Origin of the sequence: Puia sp. P3, from assembly GCF_050632245.1 — a bacterium.
Lineage (GTDB): Bacteria > Bacteroidota > Bacteroidia > Chitinophagales > Chitinophagaceae > Puia.
This window is the reverse complement of sequence record NZ_CP192583.1, coordinates 4273740-4299848: the sequence shown is the minus strand read 5'-3', so window position 1 is coordinate 4299848 and position 26109 is coordinate 4273740. Positions and strand designations below refer to the sequence as shown.

The 26109-nt window shown below is 54.5% G+C and carries 36 protein-coding genes and 2 pseudogenes; 35 read left to right on the top strand and 3 right to left on the bottom strand.

Annotated features, from left to right (window positions below; genetic code table 11):
• The first annotated feature begins 130 nt into the window (after window positions 1–130).
• The 13 genes from ACQ86N_RS26835 (at window position 131) to ACQ86N_RS26775 (ending at window position 8053) form a co-directional block, all read left to right on the top strand.
• Complete coding sequence (locus ACQ86N_RS26835; RefSeq protein ID WP_431209735.1) at window positions 131–304, top strand: hypothetical protein; 174 nt, start codon at window positions 131–133, stop codon at window positions 302–304.
• Window positions 305–317: 13 nt separating this feature from the next.
• A complete protein-coding gene (locus ACQ86N_RS26830; RefSeq protein ID WP_431209734.1) occupies window positions 318–1574 on the top strand; it encodes a hypothetical protein in 1257 nt (418 codons plus the stop codon).
• Window positions 1575–1646: 72 nt separating this feature from the next.
• Window positions 1647–2039, top strand: coding sequence for a hypothetical protein (locus ACQ86N_RS26825; RefSeq protein ID WP_431209733.1), 393 nt, complete (start codon window positions 1647–1649; stop codon window positions 2037–2039).
• A 9-nt stretch (window positions 2040–2048) separates the two neighbouring features.
• Window positions 2049–2684 carry a RagB/SusD family nutrient uptake outer membrane protein gene (locus ACQ86N_RS26820; RefSeq protein ID WP_431209732.1) on the top strand — a complete coding sequence of 212 codons (636 nt, stop codon included), beginning with the start codon at window positions 2049–2051 and terminating at the stop codon, window positions 2682–2684.
• Between the two features lie 8 nt (window positions 2685–2692).
• Window positions 2693–3832 carry a RagB/SusD family nutrient uptake outer membrane protein gene (locus ACQ86N_RS26815; RefSeq protein WP_431209731.1) on the top strand — a complete coding sequence of 380 codons (1140 nt, stop codon included), beginning with the start codon at window positions 2693–2695 and terminating at the stop codon, window positions 3830–3832.
• Window positions 3826–4218 carry a hypothetical protein gene (locus ACQ86N_RS26810; RefSeq protein WP_431209730.1) on the top strand — a complete coding sequence of 131 codons (393 nt, stop codon included), beginning with the start codon at window positions 3826–3828 and terminating at the stop codon, window positions 4216–4218. Before ACQ86N_RS26815 ends, ACQ86N_RS26810 begins: the two co-directional genes overlap by 7 nt.
• Before the next feature lie 2 nt (window positions 4219–4220).
• Window positions 4221–4841: a phosphodiester glycosidase family protein gene (locus tag ACQ86N_RS26805; RefSeq protein WP_431209729.1), complete on the top strand. Its 621-nt coding sequence runs from the start codon at window positions 4221–4223 to the stop codon at window positions 4839–4841.
• A 150-nt stretch (window positions 4842–4991) separates the two neighbouring features.
• Window positions 4992–5327 carry a YncE family protein gene (locus ACQ86N_RS26800; RefSeq protein WP_431209728.1) on the top strand — a complete coding sequence of 112 codons (336 nt, stop codon included), beginning with the start codon at window positions 4992–4994 and terminating at the stop codon, window positions 5325–5327.
• The gene (locus ACQ86N_RS26795) at window positions 5324–5527 is read left to right on the top strand and encodes a hypothetical protein (RefSeq protein WP_431209727.1); all 204 of its coding nucleotides are present in this window, start codon (window positions 5324–5326) and stop codon (window positions 5525–5527) included. The genes ACQ86N_RS26800 and ACQ86N_RS26795 overlap by 4 nt, the downstream gene beginning before the upstream one ends.
• Window positions 5505–6209, top strand: coding sequence for a YncE family protein (locus ACQ86N_RS26790; RefSeq protein ID WP_431209726.1), 705 nt, complete (start codon window positions 5505–5507; stop codon window positions 6207–6209). Before ACQ86N_RS26795 ends, ACQ86N_RS26790 begins: the two co-directional genes overlap by 23 nt.
• Entirely contained in the window at window positions 6149–7153 is a 1005-nt protein-coding gene (locus ACQ86N_RS26785) for an alkaline phosphatase family protein (RefSeq protein WP_431209725.1), read from the top strand. Before ACQ86N_RS26790 ends, ACQ86N_RS26785 begins: the two co-directional genes overlap by 61 nt.
• Window positions 7137–7337: a hypothetical protein gene (locus ACQ86N_RS26780; RefSeq protein WP_431209724.1), complete on the top strand. Its 201-nt coding sequence runs from the start codon at window positions 7137–7139 to the stop codon at window positions 7335–7337. Before ACQ86N_RS26785 ends, ACQ86N_RS26780 begins: the two co-directional genes overlap by 17 nt.
• Before the next feature lie 26 nt (window positions 7338–7363).
• A complete protein-coding gene (locus ACQ86N_RS26775) occupies window positions 7364–8053 on the top strand; it encodes a uracil-DNA glycosylase family protein (protein WP_431209723.1) in 690 nt (229 codons plus the stop codon).
• A gap of 21 nt (window positions 8054–8074) precedes the next feature.
• Here the strand turns inward: ACQ86N_RS26775 and ACQ86N_RS26770 are convergent, their stop codons facing one another.
• Entirely contained in the window at window positions 8075–8683 is a 609-nt protein-coding gene (locus tag ACQ86N_RS26770) for a tRNA-(ms[2]io[6]A)-hydroxylase (protein ID WP_431209722.1), read from the bottom strand.
• Window positions 8684–8852: 169 nt separating this feature from the next.
• On the opposite strand from ACQ86N_RS26770, the gene ACQ86N_RS26765 reads away from it, so the two are divergent.
• The 11 genes from ACQ86N_RS26765 (at window position 8853) to ACQ86N_RS26715 (ending at window position 17946) form a co-directional block, all read left to right on the top strand.
• Window positions 8853–9659: an aminotransferase class I/II-fold pyridoxal phosphate-dependent enzyme gene (locus ACQ86N_RS26765; RefSeq protein ID WP_431209721.1), complete on the top strand. Its 807-nt coding sequence runs from the start codon at window positions 8853–8855 to the stop codon at window positions 9657–9659.
• Entirely contained in the window at window positions 9640–9840 is a 201-nt protein-coding gene (locus tag ACQ86N_RS26760; protein ID WP_431209720.1) for a hypothetical protein, read from the top strand. Before ACQ86N_RS26765 ends, ACQ86N_RS26760 begins: the two co-directional genes overlap by 20 nt.
• A 203-nt stretch (window positions 9841–10043) precedes the next feature.
• Window positions 10044–10685, top strand: a complete 642-nt coding sequence (locus ACQ86N_RS26755) for a penicillin acylase family protein (RefSeq protein ID WP_431209719.1) — start codon at window positions 10044–10046, stop codon at window positions 10683–10685.
• The gene (locus ACQ86N_RS26750) at window positions 10666–12306 is read left to right on the top strand and encodes a penicillin acylase family protein (protein ID WP_431209718.1); all 1641 of its coding nucleotides are present in this window, start codon (window positions 10666–10668) and stop codon (window positions 12304–12306) included. The genes ACQ86N_RS26755 and ACQ86N_RS26750 overlap by 20 nt, the downstream gene beginning before the upstream one ends.
• A 7-nt stretch (window positions 12307–12313) precedes the next feature.
• Window positions 12314–12505 carry a penicillin acylase family protein gene (locus ACQ86N_RS26745; protein ID WP_431209717.1) on the top strand — a complete coding sequence of 64 codons (192 nt, stop codon included), beginning with the start codon at window positions 12314–12316 and terminating at the stop codon, window positions 12503–12505.
• 11 nt (window positions 12506–12516) lie between these two features.
• Window positions 12517–12870: a hypothetical protein gene (locus ACQ86N_RS26740; protein ID WP_431209716.1), complete on the top strand. Its 354-nt coding sequence runs from the start codon at window positions 12517–12519 to the stop codon at window positions 12868–12870.
• A gap of 9 nt (window positions 12871–12879) precedes the next feature.
• Window positions 12880–14058, top strand: coding sequence for a DUF5686 family protein (locus ACQ86N_RS26735; protein WP_431209715.1), 1179 nt, complete (start codon window positions 12880–12882; stop codon window positions 14056–14058).
• Complete coding sequence (locus ACQ86N_RS26730) at window positions 14006–15358, top strand: DUF5686 family protein (protein ID WP_431209714.1); 1353 nt, start codon at window positions 14006–14008, stop codon at window positions 15356–15358. The genes ACQ86N_RS26735 and ACQ86N_RS26730 overlap by 53 nt, the downstream gene beginning before the upstream one ends.
• 61 nt (window positions 15359–15419) lie before the next feature.
• A complete protein-coding gene (locus ACQ86N_RS26725) occupies window positions 15420–16076 on the top strand; it encodes a rhodanese-related sulfurtransferase (RefSeq protein ID WP_431209713.1) in 657 nt (218 codons plus the stop codon).
• Between the two features lie 19 nt (window positions 16077–16095).
• The gene (locus tag ACQ86N_RS26720) at window positions 16096–16416 is read left to right on the top strand and encodes a hypothetical protein (RefSeq protein WP_431209712.1); all 321 of its coding nucleotides are present in this window, start codon (window positions 16096–16098) and stop codon (window positions 16414–16416) included.
• Window positions 16417–16887: 471 nt separating this feature from the next.
• Complete coding sequence (locus ACQ86N_RS26715) at window positions 16888–17946, top strand: sensor histidine kinase (protein WP_431209711.1); 1059 nt, start codon at window positions 16888–16890, stop codon at window positions 17944–17946.
• A gap of 127 nt (window positions 17947–18073) precedes the next feature.
• Here ACQ86N_RS26715 and ACQ86N_RS26710 read toward each other — a convergent pair.
• Window positions 18074–18970 (bottom strand): annotated as a pseudogene (locus ACQ86N_RS26710) (phosphoribosylaminoimidazolesuccinocarboxamide synthase); the annotation flags it as partial.
• A 103-nt stretch (window positions 18971–19073) separates the two neighbouring features.
• Between ACQ86N_RS26710 and ACQ86N_RS26705 the strand changes: the two are divergent.
• From ACQ86N_RS26705 to ACQ86N_RS26685, 5 genes and pseudogenes are all read left to right on the top strand, one after another.
• The gene (locus ACQ86N_RS26705) at window positions 19074–19601 is read left to right on the top strand and encodes a carboxypeptidase-like regulatory domain-containing protein (protein WP_431209710.1); all 528 of its coding nucleotides are present in this window, start codon (window positions 19074–19076) and stop codon (window positions 19599–19601) included.
• Entirely contained in the window at window positions 19519–20133 is a 615-nt protein-coding gene (locus ACQ86N_RS26700) for a TonB-dependent receptor plug domain-containing protein (RefSeq protein ID WP_431209709.1), read from the top strand. Before ACQ86N_RS26705 ends, ACQ86N_RS26700 begins: the two co-directional genes overlap by 83 nt.
• On the top strand, window positions 20130–21191 hold the full coding sequence (locus ACQ86N_RS26695) for a TonB-dependent receptor domain-containing protein (RefSeq protein WP_431209708.1): 1062 nt from the start codon (window positions 20130–20132) through the stop codon (window positions 21189–21191). The genes ACQ86N_RS26700 and ACQ86N_RS26695 overlap by 4 nt, the downstream gene beginning before the upstream one ends.
• On the top strand, window positions 21188–21868 hold the full coding sequence (locus tag ACQ86N_RS26690; RefSeq protein WP_431209707.1) for a TonB-dependent receptor domain-containing protein: 681 nt from the start codon (window positions 21188–21190) through the stop codon (window positions 21866–21868). Before ACQ86N_RS26695 ends, ACQ86N_RS26690 begins: the two co-directional genes overlap by 4 nt.
• Window positions 21869–22097: 229 nt before the next feature.
• Window positions 22098–22214: pseudogene (locus tag ACQ86N_RS26685) on the top strand (DeoR family transcriptional regulator); the annotation flags it as partial.
• On the opposite strand, the gene ACQ86N_RS26680 reads toward ACQ86N_RS26685, so the two are convergent.
• Complete coding sequence (locus ACQ86N_RS26680; RefSeq protein ID WP_431209706.1) at window positions 22158–22475, bottom strand: hypothetical protein; 318 nt, start codon at window positions 22473–22475, stop codon at window positions 22158–22160. The pseudogene ACQ86N_RS26685 and the gene ACQ86N_RS26680 sit on opposite strands and share 57 nt — an antisense overlap.
• On the opposite strand from ACQ86N_RS26680, the gene ACQ86N_RS26675 reads away from it, so the two are divergent.
• The 6 genes from ACQ86N_RS26675 (at window position 22474) to ACQ86N_RS26650 (ending at window position 26090) form a co-directional block, all read left to right on the top strand.
• Window positions 22474–22821, top strand: coding sequence for a hypothetical protein (locus ACQ86N_RS26675; RefSeq protein ID WP_431209705.1), 348 nt, complete (start codon window positions 22474–22476; stop codon window positions 22819–22821). The genes ACQ86N_RS26680 and ACQ86N_RS26675 overlap by 2 nt on opposite strands.
• 113 nt (window positions 22822–22934) lie before the next feature.
• The gene (locus ACQ86N_RS26670) at window positions 22935–23759 is read left to right on the top strand and encodes a carboxypeptidase-like regulatory domain-containing protein (RefSeq protein ID WP_431209704.1); all 825 of its coding nucleotides are present in this window, start codon (window positions 22935–22937) and stop codon (window positions 23757–23759) included.
• On the top strand, window positions 23674–24060 hold the full coding sequence (locus ACQ86N_RS26665) for a hypothetical protein (protein WP_431218005.1): 387 nt from the start codon (window positions 23674–23676) through the stop codon (window positions 24058–24060). Before ACQ86N_RS26670 ends, ACQ86N_RS26665 begins: the two co-directional genes overlap by 86 nt.
• Before the next feature lie 66 nt (window positions 24061–24126).
• Window positions 24127–24474, top strand: a complete 348-nt coding sequence (locus tag ACQ86N_RS26660) for a hypothetical protein (protein ID WP_431209703.1) — start codon at window positions 24127–24129, stop codon at window positions 24472–24474.
• Window positions 24455–24904 (top strand): hypothetical protein, encoded by a 450-nt coding sequence (locus ACQ86N_RS26655; RefSeq protein ID WP_431209702.1) that lies wholly within the window; start codon window positions 24455–24457, stop codon window positions 24902–24904. Before ACQ86N_RS26660 ends, ACQ86N_RS26655 begins: the two co-directional genes overlap by 20 nt.
• Entirely contained in the window at window positions 24894–26090 is a 1197-nt protein-coding gene (locus ACQ86N_RS26650; protein ID WP_431209701.1) for a TonB-dependent receptor domain-containing protein, read from the top strand. Before ACQ86N_RS26655 ends, ACQ86N_RS26650 begins: the two co-directional genes overlap by 11 nt.
• The last annotated feature ends 19 nt before the right edge of the window (window positions 26091–26109 follow it).

Sequence of the window (26109 nt, the reverse complement as noted above, 5' to 3'; positions counted from 1 at the left end):
CAACTACAACTATTTCTATCCCGTCAACAACAACAAGACGCCGGTCTGGGCCAATTTCGCGGTAGCCACCAATCCACTGGCTATTCTGCTGAACCCGGACGGCACGCTGACCCCGCAGTCCTATTCTTCGGTGGGGGATTTTTATACGGGTCTCAACAATACTGTCACGAACCAGATCTATTTTCGCAACACCGCCTCCTTCAGCGCGGATATCGTGAAGAATCTGCTGAGCCTGAAGGGGGATTTTACCTATGCCAATACGAACAACACGGTAGACGGCGTCTACCGTCCGGTGACCTACTAGTCAGGGGCCTGGGATGACCGCTACGAATACCAACAATATGCTGACCAGGGCGACGGCGGTGACGCAGTATTATGCGGCGAACCTCTATGCGTCGGCGCACAAGAATTTCGGCGATCATGCCGTGCAACTGCTGGCGGGTCTGAATGTGGAGGACCAGCGGTTCGACAGTACGTATATCCAGCGGGACGGTATCATCGATCCCACGCAGCCGAACCTGAGTTTGCTGAACGGAACGAACTATGTGCTGACGGCGGCGGGCAACGAGTGGTCGATCTTCGGTATCTTTTTTCGGGGCAATTATGCTTATAAGGACAAGTATCTGGTGGAGATCAACGGCAGGTATGACGGGTCGTCGAAGTTCCCCTCCTATTCGAGGTTTGGTTTCTTCCCGTCGATTTCCGCGGGTTGGGTTATTTCGAAGGAGAATTTTATGGACGGGACGGCCGGATGGCTGAACAACCTGAAGCTGCGGGCTTCGGTCGGAAGTCTTGGGAACGGCCAGATCAACCCTTATCTGTTCAATCCTATCATGAGCGTGCGTCAGTCGGGCGGTATCTCGATCAATGGCGGCTTCCCGACGTATACGTCGGCTCCGAATGTCATCCCGACGGGTTTGACCTGGGAGAAGTCCACTACGGTGGATGAAGGGGTGGATGCGAGCTTTCTTCAGAACAGGCTTCGCATCAGTTTTGACTACTATGTCCGGTATTCGACGGGGAATTTCACGGCGGGACAGCCGCTGCCGGCGGTGTTTGGCGCTGCGGTGCCGAACGGGAACAATGCCAATCTGAGGACGTCGGGCTGGGAGTTCTCGCCTTCATGGCATAGCAATATCACGAAGGACCTGAGCTTCTCGGTGGGGCTGGTGCTTTCGGATAATACGTCGGAGATCACGAAGTTCTACAACCCGAGCGGTATCATACCGTATTCAGTTCCCTATTCCCTGACGCCGGCTACCTATTACAAGGGGATGCATCCGGGTGAGATCTGGGGCTTCGTGACGGAGGGGCTGTTCAGGGACCAGCAGGATATCAACAGTCACGCCAACCAGTCCTATTTCACGGTGAGCAATTCGAATGTTATCCTTCCGGGGGATATCAAGTTCAGGGATATCAACAATAAGGGTGTGATCAACAATGGCAAGGGGTACGCTTGCGGATCACGGGGATCTGACGATCATCGGGAATTCGACGCCGCGGTATCTTTTCGGCTTCAATCTGGGCGCGACGTGGAAGGGTATTTCGATCGCCGCGTTCTTCCAGTGGCGTAGGAAAGCAGGACTGGTGGCCTGGTATCGAGAGCTGGCGGTTTCTGGGGGCAGTATAATCGTCCTTACGAGTGGATGCCGGCCTATATGATGAAGGATGTCTGGTCGCCGGAGAAGCCGAATGCCTACTATCCGAGGTACCGCGGTTATGTGGCGCTGAGCGGCACGCGCGAGCTGGCCGTGGTGCAGAGCAGGTATCTGCAGAATGCGGCGTATGTGCGGCTGAAGAATCTGAATGTTTCCTACAGCCTGCCGAAGGCCTGGTGCACGAAGGCGGGTCTGGCGGGTGCGAAGGTTTATTTCACGGGGCAGAATATGTTCACCTTTACGCCGCTGCACCGGTATGCTGCGAACTATGATCCGGAGGTCATCAACGGGTCTGATCCCGAGGTCAACTCGGGCAGTGGTAACGGATACTCTTATCCCATGCTGAAGACGTTCACGGCGGGGATCAATTTAACTTTTTAAAAACGATATATGAAATTCATTAAACCGATCATCATATTGCTGGTTGTTGCGGGTGCGCTGCCAGGATGCAGGAAATACCTTGACAAGGAACCGTTCACCAGTCTGAATCCGGGTTCGGCCTTCAAGACGGTGAGTGATCTGCAGTTGTACACCAATTCCTTTTATGTCTACCAGATGCCGAGCGCAAACACGATGTTCACGGCGGACAACACGTCGGATTATATTTCGGGGAATAATGTGCCGGCGATCATGACGGCGCAGGTGAATGCCAATAATCCTTTAAACGCCAATGCGTGGTCGAGGGCTCCGGCCGCGACGGGTTCCTGGCCGGAGCTGCGAAATATCAACTATTTTCTGCAGAACAATGTCAATCCGGCCATTTCGGACAGTGTTCGGAATATGTATTCGGGTATTGCGCGGTTCTTCAGGGCGTGGTGGTATTACAATATGGTAAAAGAGTTCGGGGATGTTCCCTGGGTGGGGACGGCGCTGGGTACGACCGATTCCTCGATGTATAAGCCGCGTGATCCAAGGACCCTGGTCATGGATTCCGTCGAGGCGGATCTGGACTATGCGATCGCGCATGCGCCTGCGGCCAAGGATGGGGGTGTTCGACCATCACCAAATGGACGGCGCTGGCGCTGAAATCGAGGGTGGGGTTATTCGAAGGCAGCTTCCGGAAATATCATACGGAACTGGGGTTGACGGGTTCGGCGGCTATTTGGTTTCAGAATTCGGTGGATGCGGCTACGGCGCTGATGGCGTCCGGCAACTACAAGCTGCATTCGACGGGCAGCCCTTCACTGGACTACCGGGCGGTCTTTACGACGACGACGGGTCCGTTGTCGGATGAAGTCATTCTCGCCTTTGTATACAGTGACGGTCTGAAGCTGTGGCATAACGCGAACGCTTATTTTACCAGTGCGACGCTGGGGAACAGGACGAGTCCGGTGAAGGCGTTCATCGATACCTATCTGAACAGGGACGGTTCGCGGTTCACCGATGCGCCGAATTTCGATACCATTTCGTTCCCGAACGAGACGGCGAACCGGGACCTGCGGCTGCAGCAGTCGATCCGTTGTAACAGGTACAAGTATTCGACGGGTGTATCTGCGCCACCCGATTACAGCTTTACGTTCACGGGTTATCAGCCGCTGAAGTTCAATGTCGACGATCCTGCGGTCAACACCAATTCGCACAACAGCAATTCCGTTGCTATCTTCCGTTATGCCGAGGTGCTGCTGAATCTGGCGGAGGCGAAGGAAGAGCTGGGGACGCTGACGGGGGCGGACTGGAATAATACGATCGGGGCTCTCCGCAGCCGTGCGGGGATCACGAATACAGCGATGCCGGCTACCGCCGACCCTTATCTGCAGCAGTATTTTTTGAATACAATTTCCGATGCCGTACTTTTAGAGATCAGGCGCGAGCGGGGTGTGGAGCTGATGCTGGAGGGTTTCCGGTGGGATGATATCCGGCGCTGGAAGATGGGGCTGCTGATGAATATGCCGTATAATGGGGTGTATGTGCCTGCTATGAATACACCCTTTGCGATGAATGGGGACGGGGTGTTGAATGTGTCGTTCGTTACGTCGACGCCGGCAACGACGATCAAAGGGGTGTATTATTATGTGATCGACAATAAGACGGTGAAGCTGACGCAGGGGAATTATGGAAATATCGTCTGGTTGGCGAATATACCGAGGGTATGGGATGATAAAATGTATTACGATCCGATACCGGGCAGCGAGATAGTGTTGAATCCTAATCTTAAACAAAATACAGGATGGTAAAATATGGTTTATTGGTAATAGCCGTTGGTTTGGCTATTGGCGCCCGCTCGCAGGTTCGCGGGGCGCAGGATCCGGACAATTTGGTGAAAGTGGAGAAGGGCAGCGGCAATGTGCCGAGGGGGCCGGCGTGGACCTGGACGAATGTGGATTCGGCGTTCGGGGTGCTGCCTGCCGGAGTACATGTGTACAGGACGGAGGATAAGATGGAGGGCAGGTTGTCGGTGGCGTATTATGTCGAAGCGCCGTTGAAAAGTGAGGGTTTGGCGTTTACTACGCAGGTGGGGTATGGGAAGCGGCTGACGCCTATGGAGTATTATAAGCAGGAGGGCGAGCCGTTGGTGGTGATCAATACTTCTTTTTTTCCTTCAGGACTAACGGCAATCTGAATGTGGTGGTGAAGGATGGGAAGCTGGTGGGGTGGAATCAGCCGTCGAGGCATCCAAAGGGGGATTCGTTGTTCACTTATACGACGCGGAGCGCGATGGGTTTCGACAGGTCGGGGAGGGCGGATGTGGCGTGGGTGTTCACGGATACGACGCAGCCGCTGCCTTATGCGTTCGAGGATGGGCCGGTGGTGGCGCATGGCCGGGATTCGGTGCCGACGCTGGCCGGGCTGGGGGACCGGCACTGGAAGAAGTGGAAGATGGAGACGGTTGTCGGCGGCGGGCCGGTGCTGGTGTATGGAGGCAAGATCAGGGTGACGAATGAGGAGGAGGGGTTGTTCCTCCGCGGGGAGAAGGATATCCATCCGCGATCGGCGATCGGGTATACGAAGGATGGCCGGGTGATCGTGCTGGCTGTGCAGGGGCGTACGCCGGGTGTGGCTACGGGGGTGACGCTGGCCGAAGAGGCGAAGGTGCTACTGGATCTGGGGTGTTATGAGGCGTTGAATCTGGACGGAGGAGGGAGCAGTTGTATGCTGGTCAATGGGAAGGAGACGATCAAGCCTTCGGACAAGACGGGGGAGCGGCCGGTGCCGTCTGTTTTTTTGATAAAGAAAAAGTCATAGGTTCCTTGTTATGAATAAGAATAGCAGTTCGTTTTTAACATTGGCGACAGTAGTCTTACTGTTGCCTTTTTTTGTTGGGGGCAGGGGGAAAATGGTTTATTACAGGGGCGGGGGAGACGAGGGGGGCCTGGTGAGGGACAGGGCGAAAGGGTGAAGTTGCCGAATGGGTGGTCGCTATCGCCGGCGGGGAAGAGTTTGCCGCTGGGCGATCTGCCGTTGAATATTGCTGTGAGCGGCAGCGGGAAGTATCTGGCGGTGACCAATAATGGGCAGAGCACACAGACGATACAGTTGTTCGATGTTCGCGCGGGGCGTCAGCTGGATAGTGTGGTTATTCCGAAGTCCTGGTATGGGTTGGCCTTTGGAAGGGATGGGCGTTCGCTGTATGCATCGGGTGGGAATGACAACGTGATCTGGAAATATGGTGTGGGTGGGGGAGGTTGGCGCTGGCGGATAGTTTCCGGCTGGGGGCGCCCTGGCCTGTGAAGATCTCGCCGGCGGGTCTGGCGGTGGATGAGCGGAGGGGGTTGTTGTATGTGGTGACGAAGGAGGATAACGGTCTCTATGTGCTGGATATGGTGAATCATGGGGTGGCGAGGCGGCTGCCGATGAGCGGGGAGGGCTATACCTGTCTCGCTGGCGCCTTCGGGGGAGGAGTTGTATGTGAGCGTGTGGGGTGGGGATAAGGTGATGGTGTATAATACCGGGTCGGGGGTGTTTACGGACAGTATTGCGGTGGGGGATAATCCGAATGAATTGTGTCTTGCAGGGAACGGGAAGTATTTGTATGTCGCGAATGCGAATGATAACAGTGTGTCGGTTATCGATGTACGTGGGAGGAAGGTGGTGGAGGTGCTGAATGCGGCTTTGTATCCGGATGCGCCCAGCGGGTCGACGACCAACGGGCTGGCGTTGAGCCGGGATGGTAAGAAGTTATATATCGCCAATGCGGACAATAACTGTCTGGCGGTCTTTGACGTTAGCCGCGTGGGGGCGAGTGTTTCGCGGGGATTTATTCCGGTGGGCTGGTATCCGACGAGTGTAAAGTGTGTGGGCGGGAAGCTGTATGTGGCCAATGGAAAGGGGTTTAGTTCGTATCCGAATCCCCATGGTCCGAATCCGTATGGAACGGGGCAGAAGGTGTTGCTGCATCAGGGGGATAGTCAGCCGGTGAGTAAGGTTCAGTATATCGGGGGTGGATTGATGATGGGGACCATGAGTATTATTAGCGAACCTTCGGATGCGGAGCTGGCGGAATATACGAAGGCTGTCTATCGCAATACTCCGTATACGAAGGCGGGGAGCTGGTGGCAGACGGTGAGGCGGGGAATCCGGTGCCGCGGAGGGTGGGGGATGTTTCGCCGATAAAGCATGTTCTTTATATTTTGAAGGAGAACAGGACCTATGACCAGGTGCTGGGGGATATGGCGCAGGGCAACGGGGACACGAGTCTGGTGTTGTTTGGTGAGCGGATCACGCCCAACCAGCATGCGCTGGCGAGGGAGTTTGTGCTGCTGGACAATTTTTATGTCGACGGGGAGGTCAGTTCGGACGGGCATAACTGGAGCATGGGCGCCTATGCTACGGATTTTCTGGAGAAGGGGTGGCCGACCTCGTATGGGCGTCGGGGTGGGGCGGAGATATCGTCCGGTTACCGGAAGACGGGGGATAACAAGGGTGGATATATCTGGGATCAGGCGAAGCGGGCGGGGGTGAGCTACCGGACCTATGGCGAGTTTGCGGACAATGGGCGTGCGAATATACCGGTGCTGAGGGATCATTTTGCGACGGGTTTTCACAGTATGGATATGCATGTGTTCGATACGCTGAGAGAAAGGCAGTGGGAGCGGGATTTCGATTCGCTGGTAGCGGCGGGGGCCCTGCCGCAGCTGATGACGATGCGGTTGTCGAACGATCATACGGAGGGTACGGCTGCCGGGCGGCCTACGCCTTTTGCGCATGTGGCGGACAATGATCTGGCGGTGGGGATGCTGATCGCGCATTTGTCGAAGAGCGCGGTATGGAAGGAGACGGTGGTTTTTATTCTGGAGGATGACGCGCAGAACGGTCCGGATCATGTGGATGCGCACCGCAGTACGGCGTATCTGGCGGGGGGCATGGTGAAGAGGGGTTTTGTGGACCATACGATGTATTCTACGTCTTCGGCGCTGAGGACGATGGAGCTGATCCTGGGGATGCCGCCGATGACGCAGTTCGATGCCGCGGCGACGCCGATGTGGCGGTGTTTTGCCTCATCCGTGGATGGGAAGGGGTTTGACTTCCGGTCTGCGAGGGTTGACCTGGGGAGTTGAACCCATCGCGCGGGAAACTGGCTGCGATGGCCAGGGGCTGGATTTTTCGCATGCGGATGACCAGCCGGATGCTGTGATGAATGCGATGTTGTGGAAGTTCGTGAAGGGGGAGGGAGATGAGGCGCCGGCGCCGAGGAGGGCGGGGTTTTTCCGGGGGAGCAAGGGGGTGGCCTGGGATAAATGATCTAAATTTGCGGGCAATTATTGCCTATGGGTTCGCGAAAATATGATACGCAGGCTGCTGCGATACTGAGTTTTTATAAGGGGTTGAAGCCGGATTTTGCCGTTGGGGAGGGAATTGAGATCATGAATCCTTTTGTGGTGCCGGCGACGTGGAAGCTGGCGTCGCAGTTCTACGAAAAATTTTATGGGGATGACAAGCCGCGGGTGTTCATTTTTGGCATTAATCCGGGGAGGCATGGTGCGGGGGTGACCGGGGTGCCGTTCACCGATCCGTTGCTATTGGAGAGGGAGTGTGGGATCGCGAATGATATGAAGAAGAAGACGGAGTTGTCGGGGGAGTTTATTTATAAGATGATACATGGGTATGGCGGGGTTCGTACGTTCTATGGGAAGTATTTTTTTACTTCGATGTCGCCGCTGGGGTTTACGAAGCATGGGAAGAATTTGAATTATTATGATGATAAGGCGCTGATGCGCGATTTTGAGCCTTTTATGCTGAAGTGTATTCGGAAGCAGCTGGAGACGATGCCGACGTATTCTACGTGTTTTTGTTTGGGGGAGGGGACGAATTATAAGTTTTTCAGCAAGGTGAATGAGCAGCACGGGTTTTTTAAGGAGATCATACCGTTGCCGCATCCGAGGTGGGTGATGCAGTATCGTCGTCCACGGGTGGGCGAGTATGTGGATTTGTATTTGGAGCGGCTTTCGCGGGTTTAGTGGTGAGCTTTTGTGCGGCGGCTAGTGGATCCGGTCGCCGCGGACTTCGGTGGAGGCCATGAGTTGGAATTCGAAGTCGAGCCATTCTTTCCATCGCTGGCGGACTGTGGGTTTGTCGATATAGTGTTCGGCGAGTTCGATGAAGAGGTGGTAGTGTCCGGCTTCGCTTTCCATGAAGCGGCGGTAGAAGTTGCGGAGGTAGGGGTCCTGGAGGCCTTCGCTGAGGCGTTTGAAGCGTTCGCAGCTGCGGGCTTCGATGAGGGCGAAGATGAGCAGTTTGTCGAGGAACCGTTGGTCGGGGTTGCCGCCTTTCTCCTGGAATTCGAGGAGGCGGTTGACGTAGATGTCTTTTCGTTGCGGGCCGAGTTTGAGCCCGCGTTTATTGAGTTCCGCCAGTACAAGGCGGAAGTGACCCCATTCTTCGGTTACGATGGGGGATAGTTCCATGACGAGTCGTTCTTTTGCGCTGTAGCGCTGGATCAGGGAGATGCAGCTGGTGGCGGCTTTTTGTTCGCACCAGGCGTGGTCGGTGAGGATGGCTTCGAGGGATATGGTGGCCAGGTCGACCCAGCGCGGGTCGGTGGGGAGCTGGAGGCCGAGGATGTTTTTTTGTTCTTCCGCTGTATCCATGGGGCAAAGGTAGGAATTGTGTAGGTTTGACGGAAAATTAGGGACATGGAGGATTTTTGGACAGGAAGTTGGAGGAGCGTCGCGCGAATAATGCGCTTCGGCGGTTGCGGCTGCCGGAGGGGATGGTGGATCTTTGTTCCAATGACTATCTGGGGATGGCCACTAACGGATGGATCGAGAAAAATTGGGGGAGGGAGTATGGGCGCATGGGAGTATGGGGTCGAGGCTGCTGGCGGGGAATTACCCGCTGGCGGAGGAGGTGGAAGGGATGCTGGCCGAGTTCCATGCGGCGACGGCGGGGCTTCTTTTCAATTCGGGGTATGACGCCAATCTGGGGATATTGAGTAGTGTGCCGCAGCGGGGCGATACTATATTATACGACGAGCTGAGTCATGCTTCGATAAGGGACGGGATGAGGCTTTCTTTTGCGAGGGCGTTCGGCTTTGCGCATAATGATATTAGTGACCTGGAGCGTAGACTTCGCGGGGTGGATGGTGGGACGGTGTTTGTCGTGACGGAGTCGGTGTTCTCGATGGACGGGGATATGGCGCCGCTGGCTGAGATCGTGGCGCTTTGCCGGCAATATGGGGCGCACCTGATCGTGGACGAGGCGCATGCGACGGGGGTTGTGGGGCCGGCGGGTGCGGGGCTGGTGCAGGAACTGGGGCTTGAGGCGGATTGTTTTGCGCGGGTCCATACCTTTGGAAAGGCGGTAGGTTGTCATGGCGCGGTGGTGCTTGGGAGTGAGCGGCTGAAGAGTTATCTGGTGAATTTTTCGCGGTCCTTTATTTATACTACGGCATTGCCGCCTGTTGCGGCGAGGGCAATCGCGGTGGCTTATGGGCTGCTTCCCCGTATGGATGTGCAGCGGGAGCGGCTGCAGGGGCTGGTGGAGCGGTTCAGGTCCGCGTCTCTGCCTTACGGGAGGGTAGACAGTGTAACGCCGATACAAGCTGGTGATCATTCCGGGGAATGACGCCGTGAAGCGGGTTGCGGGGGTGTTGCAGGTGGCCGGACTGGATGTGCGGCCGATACTGTCGCCAACTGTGCCTGCGGGGAGCGAGCGGCTGAGGATCGTGCTCCACGCGTTCAATACGGAGGAGGAGATCAATAAAATAAGCCGGCTCATCACTGAGACCGGCCTATCATCTACCTGAACCACCTGAACTAACATTAAACAAGATTTAACCAGGTTGAAAGAGTACGACTACAAGGGTATGTTGTATAACGGTACAAAGGTCCGGAGCCAGGGGTTCCCGGACAATACCATTTTGTGGTAAATTTTGGAGGAGAAAGGTGGTAAATCCCGGAGCGGGGGAGAGAATGGTAAATTTTAGTACATTTGGTCGAAACGACCGGTATGAGAATAGTTCCTTTTCTTATCTCTCTCTTTCTGACTGCCGGACTTATCTTTTGTCTCAACCGCCAATGGGATCTGGGTAACGATAAGAAGACTCCTGTTCTGGGGAGCTTTCTCAGTCCCCAGCATGGGTTCTGGCAGAATGCGGAGCCCGTGGGGAGTGATTTTAACGGGACGGTGCATTTGCCGGGGCTGGAGGGCAAGGGGGAGGTCTATTTCGATGAATACCTGGTGCCGCATGTTTATGCCAAAAGCGAGGCAGATGCTTGTTATATACAGGGCTATCTGCACGCGAAGTTCAGGCTATGGCAGATGGAGTTCCAGACCTTTGCCGCGGCGGGAAGGTTGAGTGAGGTGCTGGGTGCGGGAAAGGACGAAGTCTATATCAAATACGACCGGTCGATGCGGAGGCTTGGGATGGTGGAAGCGGCGAAGGCCGAGCTGGCGGAGATCGAAAAGGACAGCGTATCCAAAAAAGATTGTGACGCGTATACAGCCGGGGTGAATGCCTGGATCGGTCAGCTGAAGGAAGGTGACCTGCCGCTGGAGTACAAGCTGCTCAACTATAAGCCCGAGCCCTGGAACAATCTCAAGATCGCGCTTTTTATAAAGGATATGGCCTATGAAGCTGGCGGGTGGTGACAATGATTTCGAGATGACGAACGCCAAGAGCTATTTCAGCAGGGAGGATATGGCCAAGCTGTATCCGTCCATCCAGGACAGCCTGGATCCTATCATCCCGAAAGGGACGAAATTCCTCACCCCTTCTTTTTTGCCGAAGGCTCCGGCGGGCGCCGACTCATTGTATTTCAACAATCCGGTGACGGTCACGGACAGGGAGATGGGGTCGGAGAAGAGCAACGGCAGCAATAACTGGGCAGTCAGCGGGACGAAGACGATCAGCCATGCGCCGATACTCTGTAACGATCCGCACCTCAACACCACGATGCCATCGATCTGGTATCAGATGCAGATACATACGCCGGGCTATAATGTATACGGGGTAAGTTTTCCCGGGGCGCCGTTTGTCATCATCGGATTTAATGACGACTGTGCGTGGGGTATCACCAATGCGGGCCGGGACGTGCGGGATTATTACAGCATACGGTTCAAGGACGAGACGCGCAGGGAGTACTGGTTCAACAAGGAGTGGAAGGCGGCGGAGATGCGTGTCGATACGATCCTGATAAGGGGAAAGCAGCCTTATTACGATACGGTGATGACGACGGTGTTCGGTCCGGTGATGTTTGACGAGAGTTTCACGGGCTTTTCTGATGTCGCGAGCAGCCGTAGCTATGCGGTGCGATGGAAGGCGGCCGATCCGTCCAACGAGATGGCTACATTCAGCAGATTCCAGTCGATCCGCAACTACGACGACTATAAGCAGGCGCTTCTGACCTTCAAGTGTCCGGGTCAGAATTTTGTTTTTGCGGATAAGTCGGGTGTGGTGGCGATGAGGCAGGAAGGGGAGTTCCCGGCCAGCTGGAAGGGACAGGGGCTGTATGTGATGCCTGGCGAGGACAGCAGTTATCTGTGGCAGCGGAGTATCCCTAGGGAGGAGAATCCGTATATGTTCGCCGACTCGGCCAACCGGGGTTTTGTCAGCAGCGCCAACCAGGAGCCGGTGGATTCCACCTATCCCTACTATCTGGGAAGCGATTTTCCGATCTACCGGGGGCTGATCATCAACCGGCTGCTGAACAATATGAATTCGATCACGCCGGCGGATATGATGAAGATGCAGACGAATACCTACGATGTCTTTGCGGAGATGGCGAGGCCGTTGCTGCTGAAGTATATCGACCGGGGGCAGCTGAATGACAAGGCGACGGGTTATCTGAATACGGTGCGGCAGTGGAATCTTTATAACAATCCGCTGGAGGAAGGGCCGGTCATTTTCAATTACTGGTGGAACCAGCTCTATAAAAATATTCTGGACGACGAATTTTCGAAGGCTTCGGTATCGATGACGCGTCCGCAGGAGAGTACGGTAGTGGAGGCGCTGATCAAAGATTCCGCCTGGTCCTTTGTGGACAATGTGAATACGCCGCAGAAGGAGGGGCTGACGCAGGAGGTGACGGATGCTTTTCTAAAGATCATCCCGCAATTGCGGCAGGACGAGCAGAACGACCGGATCACCTGGGCGAAGAACAAGGATACCTGGGTCAGGCATCTGCTGCGGATCCCGCAGCTGAGCCGCGAGCATCTGCCGATCGGCGGGGGCGAGGTGTATCAATGCGGCGAAACAGTTTCACGGGCCTAGCTGGCGTATGATCGTGCATCTGACGAACAAGACGGAGGCTTATGGCGTCTATCCGGGGGGCCAGAGCGGCAATCCGGGCAGTCCGTACTACGATAATTTTGTCGACTACTGGGCGACGGGGCGGTACTATCCTCTTTGGGTGATGGGGCCGGAGGAGGTGAGGGACCAGCGGGTAAAATGGGTCATGCATTTTGAATAAATAAAAATATTATGGCGAAACTGATCGTCTCGATTCTTCTGACAGCCCTGCTGTCCTTTGTCTGCGGGCTTTTCCTTCCCTGGTGGAGTTTTGCGCTTGCCGCGTTTGTAGTGGCTCTGCTGATCCCGCAGCGGCCGTTGTTCGCGTTCTTTTCCGGATTTATCGCTTTGCTGCTGTTGTGGGGCGGTCTGGCGGTGGCTATCGATCTGCCGAATCAGAGTATTCTGTCGGCGAAAGTTGCGGCTATCCTTCCGTTGGGTGGATCGACGTATCTGCTGATCTTTGTGACAGGGTTTGTGGGTGCGCTGGTTGGTGGGGGAGCGGCGATTACGGGGGCCTTTCTGAAGCCTGTGCGGCCCGAATAATCTTTTTCCATGTCAAGGTTTGCTATCCTATTATTGGTGGGTTGTTTTGTATGGGTTGGTGTCCGCGCGACTCCGGTGACGGGGGTGGTGAAAGACGACAAGGGGAACCCGTTGCCCTATGCGTCGGTTTGGGTGAAGGGAGGGACGCGCGGCGTCACAGCCAATTCCGCGGGGCGTTATTCCATCGATCTTAGTCCGGGTAGTCATGTGCTGGTCTGTCAGTATGTGGGGTATGGGCGGCAGGAGGTGACTGTCGTCGTTGGGGCCGGGGCGTTGACGGTGGATTTCGGGCTTAGTCCGCAGCAGCTGTCCATGGCCGAGGTGGTGGTGCGACCGGGGGGTGAGGACCCGGCCTATGCGATCATCCGGCAGGCGATCCGTCGCCGGAAAGACTATGCGGATCCGCTGGACTCCTTTACCGTCGAGGCCTATATCAAGACGCTGATCAAGCTGCGCAAGCTGCCCAAGCGATTGCTCGGGCAGAAGATCGAGGAGAAGGACAAGCGGGAGATGGGGGTAGACTCGAACGGGAAGGGCATCATCTATCTGTCGGAGAACCTAACGAAGGTGGCATACAAGCGGCCTGACCGACTGAAGCTGGAGGTGTTGTCCGGGAGAGAGAGCGGTTCCAACGGGTACGGTTTTTCGTTTCCCATCTTTATCAATTTCTACAAGAATAATGTGACTGTCCTGTCGGACCGGCTGAATCCGAGGGGATTTGTTTCGCCGATCGCCGATGGGGCGTTGAACTATTACCGATATAAGTATCAGGGTTCGTTCTTCGAGGACGGGAAGGAGGTGAACAGAATTCAGGTGATGCCGAAGAGGAAGTATGAACCGCTGTTCTCGGGAACGATCGAGATCACGGATGGGGACTGGAGGATACACGGGCTGGATCTGCTATTGGTAAGGGAGTCGCAGCTGGAGTTGATGGATACGCTGCAGATAAAGCAGATACACGCGCCGGTGGGTTCCGCGGGGGATGGGGGGAGTGTCGCCGGCCGGGGAGGGGATAGGTCCGCGAAGGATGGGGGTGGAGGCTCTGGTCGGGGGAGCGGCGCCTGGCAGGTGAAGAACCAGGTGGTGTATTTTACGTTCAATCTTTTTGGGATCGACGCGGTGGGGAATTTTGTGGATGTATATAACAACTATGACGTGGCGCCGAAGCTGGAGGAAGAAGTTTTTTGACCGGGTGCTGATGAAGTATGATACGGCGGTGAATAAGAAAACAAAAGCGTATTGGGATTCTATCCGTCCGGTGCCGCTGGAGCCGGAGGAGAAGGTCAACTATATTATCCGGGACAGCATTTATGCCGCTACGAAGGATTCGGTGAAAAAGGTCGAGGGCCGGTGGCGGTTTACGCATGGTCCGTGGTGGGAGATGGCGGGGTATAACACGGTGGAAGGCATCGACGTGAATGTTTGGGGTACCTTCCGCAAGAGGGTGGGAGGTTCCGTGCTGCGACTGGAGCCGCATGTGCGGTATGGGTTTCATAATACCCGGCTGAATGTCTGGGGGACGCTGAGCTGGAAGGACTGGTGGGTATCGGGTGGCAAGCGGATCAGCCAGTTCAATCCGGAGAATCCTATCCGGGAGACCTGGAACAGCATCTATACGCTGCTGTGGGGAAGGAACTATATGAAGATCTACCAGAACTATTTTGGACAGCTGGGATGGGCGAAGGTGCTGGATAACGGGTTGCGGCTAAGGGTGAGCGGTCTGTATGAGGACAGGCTGCCGCTGGACAATACGACCGACTATACCTGGGCGAAGTCCAGCAATACGAAGTTCACACCAAACTATCCGGTGGAGAAGCTGGGCTCAAATTTCCTCCGGCACCGGGCGGTGGTCACCAATGTCGGAATAACATGGCAGCCGGGGCAGCGGTACGTCGAATTTCCTGAGCGGAAGGTAGCTATCGGGTCGAGGTATCCGGTGTTCTCGCTGAGTTATCAGAAGGGTTGGAGTGGGGTGTTGGGGAGTGACGTGAATTTCGACAAGTGGCGGTTCTCGGTGAGCGACGATATGAATTTCCGGCTGGCGGGCAGGCTCAGCTACCGGCTGGGAATAGGGGGCTTTTTAAATACTAATTCGGTGCCGATACAGGACTATCAGCATTTCAACGGGAATCAGCTGTTCCTGGCGAGTGAATACCTGAACAGCTTTCAGCTGGCGCCCTATTATGCGAACAGCACGACGGCCTCCTTTTATGCGACGGGGCATGCGGAGCACCATTTCAACGGATTTCTGACCAATAAGATCCCGCCTTTCAGGCAGCTGAATATCTTTTTGGTGGGTGGGGCGAATGCGTTCTATGTGAATTCCTCGAATAATTACGTGGAGGTATTCGGGGGCCTGGAGAATATCCTGAAGGTATTCCGGGTGGACGTGGTGAGCTCGTGGATGGCGGGACATTATTATCAGACGGGAGTGCGGCTCGGGCTGGGGGGATTGCTGAGCTGGAAGCAGGTGAGTGGGGGAAGATGACGAATTTTTGTAATTTTGCGCGATTATGGCCGTCTTACACAACCGAGTTTCGAGGAAGGAGTTGAAAGAACGTTTACTGCAGGAGACCGAGCCCCGGACTACCATTTCATTTTACCGTTATCTGGCGATTGCGGATGTGGCCGCATTCCGCGACCGGCTGTATGTGGGTCTTTCCGAGCTAAATGTATTCGGGCGGGTCTATATAGCCGCAGAGGGGATCAATGCGCAGGTCAGCGTACCGGCTTCGAAGTTCGAGGCGCTGGCGGGCTATCTGCGGGGGATTCCCGGGATGGAGGAGCTTCGGTTGAATGTGGCGGTGGAGGATGACGGGAAGAGCTTCTTCGTCCTGAAGGTCAAGATCAGGGCCAAGATCGTGGCGGATGGCATCGATGACCCGTCCTTCGACATGGGGCGGAAGGGAAAGTATGTGGATGCGGAGGATTTCAACCGGCTGACGAATGACCCGGCGACCATCGTGGTGGATATGCGAAATCACTATGAGTATGAGGTGGGTCATTTCGAAAATGCCCTGGAGGTGCCTTCGGATACCTTCCGGGAGCAGCTGCCGATGTCTGCCGATCTGCTGAAGGACAAGAAGGACGCCAATATCATCATGTATTGTACGGGGGGATCCGGTGCGAGAAGGCGAGTGCCTATCTGCTGCACCAGGGTTTTTCGAATGTATTCCACCTGGAAGGGGGATCATCAACTATGCTAATGTAGTCAGAGAGAAAGGGTTGGAGAATAAATTCCTCGGAAAGAACTTCGTTTTCGACGATCGTCTGGGAGAGCGGATCGGGGGAGAGATCATCGCGCACTGTCACCAGTGCGGGAAGCCGGCGGATACGCATACCAACTGCCGGAATGAGGGGTGTCATCTTTTGTTCATCCAGTGTGAAGCCTGTTCGTCCAAATATGAGGGTTGCTGCAGTCCGGCCTGTCAGGAGACGATCCATTTACCGGAGGAGGAGCAGCTGGTGTTGAGGAAGGGGGTAGAGAAAGGGGTGAAAGTTTTCAATAAATCGCGGGCCCGCCTGCGACCACCGTTGGGGGAATGAGGCCATGAGGGTCGGATGATGTCCCGCGGCGGCGGAACACATGATGAATAGAAAGCATGTGTATGAATTTTTATTTCAGAAAAATCCTGATATATTTGAATCCAACAAAAAGTGTATAACGTACGTTTAACACTTTTTAATTAGTAGCTAAAACGTTTCATCGTTTCGACCGTACCAGCTGAACCCCTTAAAAACTAAACCAGGCTCGGACCATGAATAAGGCTGTGAAAGGTGTTTTCCGTTTCCGTAGTTATATCTGGAATATCGGGTACAAGCCCTCATTGGGCAACTATGAGAAGCGTAAGCTGGGGATTTTCAACGCGATGAACTTTTTGGGGGTGCTGACGGGTATTATCGTTCCGGTCGCGGGCTTGTTGAGCCATCTTTCTTTCCCTCCCATCGCCTGGCTGGTCGCCTGTTCTCCCGCAATTATCAGTCTTCTTGTCTTTTTGATCAATACCTGGCAGCGGTATGAGCTGGCAAGGATATTTTTTCATCCTGTATCCTGCGGTTACTGTGGCCATCTATGCCCTTCGGGTGGACGCTGGGGTGGAGATCTTTTTCCTGTTGTACGGAGTGTTGTCGGTGTTCTTCCTGAACAATATCGTCAATATCATCGTGTCATTCCTGTTGTCGATGACCTGTTATTTCATGGTCTGTACGGTGTGGAAGAACTATGATTTCAGTCTGGAGAGGAACAATATCTATTTTTACGTTTTTAATCATCTGGTGGCGGTGTTCTTTATTTTTTACGGGCTTCTGCTGATAAAGAACGAGAATACGCGGTATCAGGAGCAGACGAGGGACAAGAACTGGCAGTTGCGCCGGAGCAATCTGAAGATCCTGCGGCAGAAGGCGGATATTTCTGGCAAGGCGGCGCTGCTGGAGGAGCAGACGCACCAGCTGACCGAGCTGAATACGCTGAAGAACAAGCTATTTTCCGTGATCGCGCATGACCTGAAGGCGCCGTTGTATGCGCTGCGCAATCTTTTCCGGAATGTGCAGCTGTATGACCTGCCGGGGGATGAGATCAAACTGCTGATACCCGAGGTCGTGAGTGAGCTGACCTATACGACGGGGTTGATGGAGAACCTGCTTCAGCGGGCCAAGAGCCAGATGCAGGCGGAGTCGATCAAACCGCAGCTGCTGGATATATCGCGGATCACGCAGGAGGTGCTGCAGTTGCTGCGGCTGCAGGCGGAGGCCAAGCATATTTATATTCAGAGCAAGATCGAGCGGCCGGTGTTCGTGTATGCCGACAAGGACATGATCAATCTGGTTCTGAGGAATCTGTTGTCGAATGCGATCAAGTTCACGCCCGAGGAGGGGTTGATCTTTGTGGAGGCGAGGGAGGAGCGTTCGCATATCGAGGTGCTGGTGCAGGACAATGGAATGGGTATCAGCCAGGAGGGGGTTCAGAGACTAATGGGTGAAAGCTATTATTCGACCCGTGGGACTCTCGGGGAGGCCGGGACGGGGTTGGGGCTGATGCTTTGTAAGGAGTTCCTGTCCCGGAACGGGGGAGGATGAGGATAGAAAGTGAGCCGGGGAAGGGGAGCACGTTTGCGTTTACGCTCCCGAAGGGGGCAACCTGGGGTAGCTGCCGCCGGGAGATGACAACCTGGGTTAGTCCAAGGTTGCCGAGGGCGTATAGTATTCTCTGATAAGTTTCTTCGTCGCTGAGGGGTTGGGGTTTGAATTTTTCGCCGATGACCTGCTCGTACAGTTCGATATAGCGACCGCTGATGGTTTCGATCCAGCCGTCGGACATTTCCGGGACGGTCTGTCCTTCTTTTCCCATAAAATTGTTGGCGATCAGCCATTCCCGTACGAACTCTTTGCTGAGTTGCTGTTGTTTTTCTCCTTTGGCCTGCCGGTCTTCGAAGCCGTTGGCGTAGAAGTAGCGGGAGGAGTCGGGGGTGTGGATCTCGTCCATGAGATAAATGGTATCCCCTATCTTTCCGAACTCATATTTGGTATCTACGAGTATCAGGCCGCGTTTGGCGGCGAGTTCGCGTCCCCTTTCGAAGAGGGCGAGGGTGTATTTCTCCAGTTGCGCATAGTCGTCGGCGCCCACGAGGCCGCGGCGGATGATCTCTTCGCGGGAGATGTCCTCGTCGTGTCCCACTTCCGCCTTGGTGGAGGGGGTGATGATGGGGGAGGGGAAGTAGTCGTTCTCCTTCATGCCCTCGGGGAGGGCTACGCCGCAGAGTTCGCGTTTCCCCGAATTATAGGTGCGCCAGGCGTGGCCGGTCAGGTTGCCTCTTACCACCATCTCTACCCGAAAAGGGATACATTTCTGTCCGATGGCGACGTTGGGGGCGGGTGTTTCGGCCAGCCAGTTGGGGCAGATGTCGCGGGTAGCCTTGAGCATATAGGCGGCGATCTGGTTCAGGACCTGGCCCTTGTAGGGGATCGGGCGCGGCAGGATGACGTCGAAGGCCGAGATACGGTCGGATGCGATCATCACGAGCCATTTGTCGGAGATGGTATAAACGTCTCTGACCTTACCGCGGTAGAAATTTGTTTGATGGGGAAACTGGAGAGTCTTCATTTCGCAAAATTAAATTATGAGGACAACATTACAATGTGTATTTTAGTAAAGCCGGAGGTTCCATCTCTGGCCCGTAACACGCTTATCAACGAAAACTTGCGCAATGAGAAAAAATTCAATCGGGGCAGTAGCGCCGCTGTTGTCCGTCCTGTTCGTGCTTTTTTCTTTGTCCGCCTCCCCTCAATCCTCCGTAACAATTACCGGTAATGTCAGCAACTCGAACGGAAACGATCGGGTTCCGGCCGTCAGTGTGACGATCAAGGGTTCGTCCGCCGGCACTTTTACCGATGACAGGGGCAATTTCAGGCTTACGACAACGCAGTCGCTGCCGCTGGTGCTGGTGTTCTCTTCGATAGGGTTCGAGTTGCAGGAAGTGTCTGTTTCCAGCGCTTCCCAGCCATTACATATTGTTTTAAAGCCTACTTCCACGCTGGGTACGGAGGTCGTCGTTGCGGCCAGCCGTGTTCCGGAGCGGATCATGGAGTCGCCCGTGTCTGTAGAACGGGTGGGGCAGGGCGCTATCCGGACCTCTCCGGCGCCTGACTATTATGATGTCATCCGCCGAGCTGAAGGGCGTGGATGTGACGTCTTCCAGTCTTACTTTCACGTCCATTACCACCCGGGGGTTTAACGGCAGCGGGAATGCGCGGTTCAACCAGTATGTGGATGGGATGGACAACCAGGCGCCGGGTTTGAATTTCTCGGTTGGTTCCATCGTGGGACTTTCGTCCCTGGATGTAGACAATATGGAGCTGCTTCCCGGCGCTTCGTCCGCGTTGTATGGTTCGGGCGGGATGAACGGGACCCTGCTGATCACGAGCAAGGACCCCTTCAAGTACCAGGGTGTGAGTGCGGAGGTCAAGGTCGGGGGTATGCACCTTGGGTCGAAGGACAAGGATCCGGTGGGCGGCTCGGCTTATTATAATGCGGCTATCCGCTGGGGGCAGAAGGTAAGTGATAATTTCGCTTTTAAGATCGGGGTACAGTATGTCAACGCCAAGGACTGGGCGGGCACGAATTATTCCAATTATACGGGTACGGGCACGGGTTCAAAGAATCACCCGATACCCGGAACGAGGCAGTCCGATCCTAATTATAATGGGGTGAACGTGTATGGCGATGAGACGTCGCTGGACCTGAACAGCGCCAATACGCCTTTTTGAAGGGGGCGGCGCAGGCGATTGCGCTCCAGAATCCTGCGGCAGCGCCGGCGCTGGGAGCGCTGATTGCTTCGGACGGGCAGGGGTCTTTTCTTGTGTCGCGTACGGGTTTTAAAGAAATAGACGTGATCGATCCTGTCACCGAGATCCTGAAGCTGTCGGGGGGCCTGTATTTTAAGTTCAAGCCCAATCTGGAATTGAGTGTGACGGGGAATTACGGAACGGGGAATACGGTATATACGGGCAGTGACCGGTATTCGCTGAAGGACCTGAAGATCGGGCAGTACAAGGTGGAGTTGCGCGCGGACCGCTGGTTCCTGCGGGCGTATACGACGCAGGAGAATTCGGGTCAGGCCTTCAATGCGACGGTGACCTCGCAGCTGGTGAATGAGGCCATCAAGCCGAGCTATAATCCGGCCAATCCGGCGGCCAGCTGGTATCCGCAGTATGCGGGGGCTTATCTGCTGGCGAGGCTGCAGGGAGCCAATGCTGCTACTGCCAATGCTGCTGCGCGCGGGGCGGCGGACAACGGGGCGCCGGCGCCGGGCACGTCCGCGTTCAAGACCATTTTCGACCAGGTGCGTTCGCTGCCGATCCCCAGAGGGGGACTTTTTGTAGACCGGACCAATTTGTATCAGGCGGAGGGTCAGTATAACTTATCAGACTATGTGAAGGTGCTGGATGTCATCGTCGGCGGCAACTGGAGGCTTTATACGCTGAACTCGCAGGGGACCTTGTTTGCGGATAGCGCGGGTCGTATCAATACGAATGAGTATGGCGGGTATGTGCAATTGTCGAAGAAATTGTTTGACGACAAACTGAAGTTGACCGCTTCGGGAAGGTATGACAAGAATGAGAATTTCAAGGGGAAGTTTACGCCGCGTGTTTCGGCGGTGATAACGGTGGCGCCGGATAATTTTATCCGCGCATCATATCAGAACGCCTATCGATTCCCAACGAATCAGAATCAAGCGGATCAACCTGAATATCGGCAGCGGGATCCTGATCGGTGGTTTGCCCTAGCTCGAGGCAGTACTATCATTTCGACACCAATCCGGTGATCAACGCGAATACGGGCAGGCCGCAAACCTTTGGCGAGTACAAGCCGGAAACGGTGAATGCGTACGAGCTGGGTTATAAGGGTCTTTACAATAAGAAGGTGTTGCTGGATGTATATGGCTATTATTCCCGGTACAACGACTTTATCGGGAGGGTGAGTGTGATCCAGTCGAAGTCGGGGAATCCTGCGACGATCAACCCGGCTGACCCGAGCAGCTATCAGGGTTACTCGGTGAGTACGAACAGTACTAATAAGGTGAGCACGTATGGTTTTGGGGCGAGTCTGGAGTTTTTGCTGCCGAACAATTTCTCGCTGGATGTGAATGCTTCATCGGACCATATCCACAATCCGGATTCGACTTTTACTACCTATTTCAATACGCCCAATTTCCGGTTCAATGTTGGGCTGACGAACAGCGGGTTTGGCGGTGGGAAGCGCTGGGGTTTCGGCGTGCAGTTCCGCTGGCAGAACTCATATAATACGGAGAGCGATTTCCGGCAGGGGCCTGTGGGTGCGTTCGGGACTTTAGACGCGCAGGTTAGCTATAAGCTGCTGGATATTCATTCGATGATCAAGCTGGGCGCGACAAATCTGACTAACCACTATTATATAAGCCAGTATGGTAATCCGGCTATTGGCGGCGTTTATTACATAAGCTATGCTTATAATGTTTTTTAGGTTTTTGTGAGTGAATTGAGCCGCCTGCTTCCGCAGGCGGCTTTTTTTTACTGGTTTTCAGTGATGATGGAGACTATTTTGGCGATAAAACGGGAAGAATGATGACTATCGCTGATGAGCGGTGAAATACCGCAGAAAGCTCCCTCGGGGGGCTTTTTTAGGAAAAACCCGCAAGTATTTGCGGGTTTGTGCTGGTTTTCCGTTAATTTAGTCGTACCAGAACTACACAATGCTTAAAAGAGAAAGGCAGGCTTATATCCTGCACCAGGTGAACCTTCACAATAAGGTGCTATCCTCCAGCCTGAGCGAGGAGATCAGCGTGTCGGAGGATACGATACGGCGGGATCTTCAGGAGCTGGCTGATGAGGGGAAGGTCATAAAGGTGCATGGCGGAGCCCTTTCGCAGTCGTTCAATTATATCAACTACCCCTCTTCCAAGGTCTATTCCCATACCAATAAAAGAATTATCGCGCAGAAGGTGATGCCGCTGATAAAGGACGGCATGTTTGTCCTGACCACGGGCGGCACTACGATGATCGAGCTGGCGCGGATACTGCCGCCGCAGCTGAAGGCGACTTTTTATTTCCGGAAGCCTTCCTGTCGTCATGGAATATGTTCACCACCCAAATATCGACGTGATCCTGATCGGGGACAAGGTGTCGAAGAATTCGAAGATCACGGTGGGCGGGGACGCCATTCAGAAGATCAGGCAGTTGAGGGCGGATCTCTGTCTGCTGGGTGTGAACGCTATCAGCCTGAAGAATGGGATTACCGACGACGACTGGGATATCGTGCAGGTGAAGAAGGCGATGATCGAGAGTTCGCAGAAGACCATATGTATGACTATATCCGAGAAGATCGAGACTTTTCAGCCGATACAGGTGTGTCCGGTGCAGGGGATCGATGTGCTGGTGACGGAGCTCGGGCCTGGGGATGAGGTGCTAGGGCCATAGCAGGTGAGGCTGGGATACAGATATTGTGAGGAAGGGGTGTTTTGGGCGCCGGGGGGGCGTGAAAAATTTTGTATAAGGACCGTAGATTTTTATAAAAAACCAAAAACTACATTATGAGAAAATGGAGACTTTTTAGTTGGATCATGCTTGTTTTACTCGGCATGGTCACCAACCTGAGGGCCCAGGAAGTTCCCATCAGCGGAACGGTGCTTTCAGACGATGGCACGCCGCTGGCGGGTGTTACGGTTAGTGTGAGGGGTACGAAGCGAGCTGCTGTTACGGATAATGACGGAAAGTTCACCGTCAGCGCCAAAGAGGGCGCGATGCTGGAATTCAGTTTTATCGGCTATGCCAGACAGGTGTTGAAGGCGGGTGCCGGCATGCGGATCCAGCTGGCGAAAGCGGATGGCGGGCAGATGAGCGACGTTGTCGTTACGGCCATGGGCATCAGGAAGGATCGGAAGGCATTGGGCTATTCGGTCACCGAACTGAAAGCCGATGAGCTGATGAAAAACAAAAACACCAATGTTATCAATTCTCTGGCGGGTAAGGTCCCGGGCGTAAATATCACGCAGTTCAGCGGCTCGGCGGGCGCGGGTGCGTCGATCACTATCCGCGGCGGTAACTCTACGTCGGAAGGCAGGCAAAACCAGCCGTTGTTCGTTGTGGATGGCGTTATTTACGACAACACGACCGCGGTGACGGGGAATACGGGTACCGATGGTTTGTCGCGCAGCAATACGACGTTCTCGAACCGTGTGATGGATATCAATCCGGAAGACGTTGCGTCGATGTCGGTATTGAAAGAGCGCTGCGGCGGCGGCCCTGTATGGTTCGAGGGCGGCGGACGGTGTGGTCATCATCACTACCAAAAAGGGGGCAGACGGCGCCCTGACGGTGGGTGTTGCCAGCAAGGTCAGTACTTCCTCCGCCAATAAACTGCCCGAGGTGCAGACCGTGTTTGGTCCCGGATCGCTTTCCGCCAATGGGGTACTGAATACGGCGTCTTATAACTCATGGGGTCCGAAGATCCCCGCGGATAGTACGAAATACGACAATATCGGTAATTTCTTCCGGCATAGTATCGTATATGATAACAACGTGAATGTATCCGGGGGAAACAAGAACGGTAGCTTTTTCTGTCCGGTTCCAACTACAAACAGGATGGTATCGTTCCGAAAACGGATTATGAGAAGACGACATTCCGATTTAACGGCGAGCAGCGTTATGGCCGTCTGACGGTGGGTGCGAATGTTGCCTATTCCATTGCGGACATCGACAGGACCTTAACGACCGCCGGACTTTATGGAAGCGGCGTTGGCAGCCATGCAGTCGCTGTATACATTCCCGACGACCTACAATGCCAAGAACTACCTCAATCCCGACGGGTCGCAGCACCGGATATACGCCGGTACGACACCGCTGGAAAGCGATAACGACAACCCCTACTGGATCGTGAATAAAAACAAGCTGACTTCGGAGACCAAGCGTTTCACCGGGGGCATTAACGCGACCTATAAACTGACCGACTGGTGGGATGTCGTGGCAAGGCTGGGTTATGATCAGTATTCCACCAACGACTATACCTATATTGCACCGGGGGGCTCTGGCACCGCTATACCAGAACGGGCGTTTGAGCAAGGATCTTTATAGCTATGCGTATACGACGACCACGGTGATGACGACTTTTCACAAGACGTTCTTCAAGGACTTCGACGCGCACCTGATGATGGGCAATACGACAGAGAACACGACTATTGTGAGTCAGAACCTTTGGGGATATGGCTTTACATCGCCTGGTACCATCAGCCTCAATACTATCTCATCGACCAACAAACAATTTACCGACAATACGACCAGAAAGCGTCTGGTGGGAGTTTACGGAGAAGCCGGCGTCAACTATAAGAGCATTGCGTTCCTTACGGTAACCGGGCGTAATGACCAGTCATCGACACTGGCGATACAGAACAACTCCTATTTTTATCCTTCCGTAAGCGGTTCGTTCGTCTTTACGGAATTGCTGCCTCCGAGCAGGATCCTTTCTTTCGGTAAGGTCCGGGGCAGCTGGGCCAGTGGTCGGTAAAGACGGTAACCCGTATGCAACGAATACTTACGAAAATCCGCCTATTACCATCGGCAATTTTATCGGGATCGGCAACCAGTACTATTCCGGTAATCCTAATCTGAAGCCTGAGATCCAGAATTCATGGGAAGTAGGAACGGAGATGCGATTCCTGAATGGCCGTATCGATCTGGACTTCACTTACTATCGCAGCCAGACGAATAATCAGATCGGGCAACCGCGACTGGCGCAGTCCGGCGGGTTTATTTTCAGCACGCTCAATTCCGGCTCGGTCATCAATAAGGGGATCGAGGTATCGCTGTCCGGTAAGGCGGTGGCAACAAGGGATTTCAGCTGGGATGTGATGGTGAATTATTCTTACAACAAGGGCAGGCTGGGGGCGTTTATTCCGGGTGTAGCCTATTTTTACCCGACAGACGCCCAGTTCGGAACGATAAAAGCGGCGTCAATTCCCAACGGAGGTTATTTCCTTGGGATGACCGGTACGCCTTTTTACCGTCAGTTCGATGCGAAAGGCGTAGAGATACCTCATGGGCGCTACCAGGTGGATCCTACGACCGGGTTGTATAAAGTCAATACGACGGGTACCGCGGTTGTGGGTAATCGTGAGCCGGATGCCATCGGCGGATTTAACAATACCTTCCGTTATAAGCGCGTTTCACTGTCCTTCCTTCTGGATATCCGCAAAGGCGGGGCCGTATACAATGGTACGGAGTATGCCCTGGTCTTAAACGGCCTGAGCAAGAGGACTCTGCTGAACGATCGCCAGTCAGTGACTGTGACCGGGGTCAACAGTGTGACGGGGGCCGATTTCAATCAAACCTATAACGCCAACCAGAACTATACCATCGGCAGCACGACGTATTCCGGTGCGTATTTGATCCAGCAGTACTGGGCAAATCAGGCGGCCAACTCATATAATTTCATTACCAATGTGAACTGGCTGAAGCTGCGTTCGGTGTCTTTGTCTTATGATTTCTCCGGCATCCTGAGGGGTCAAAAAGTCATCAAAGGCCTGACGGCAACGGCGGTGGGCACCAATTTGCTGACCTGGACAAATTACAAAGGAATGGATCCCGAGGTAAGCGCCGCGGGTGGAACGGGAGGTTCGGGCTCGCAGGGTATCGATTACCTGGGCGTACCCGCGGTCAGGACGTTCACATTTGGGATCAGTGCTTCTTTTTAATCAACGGAAAAACGTAAAT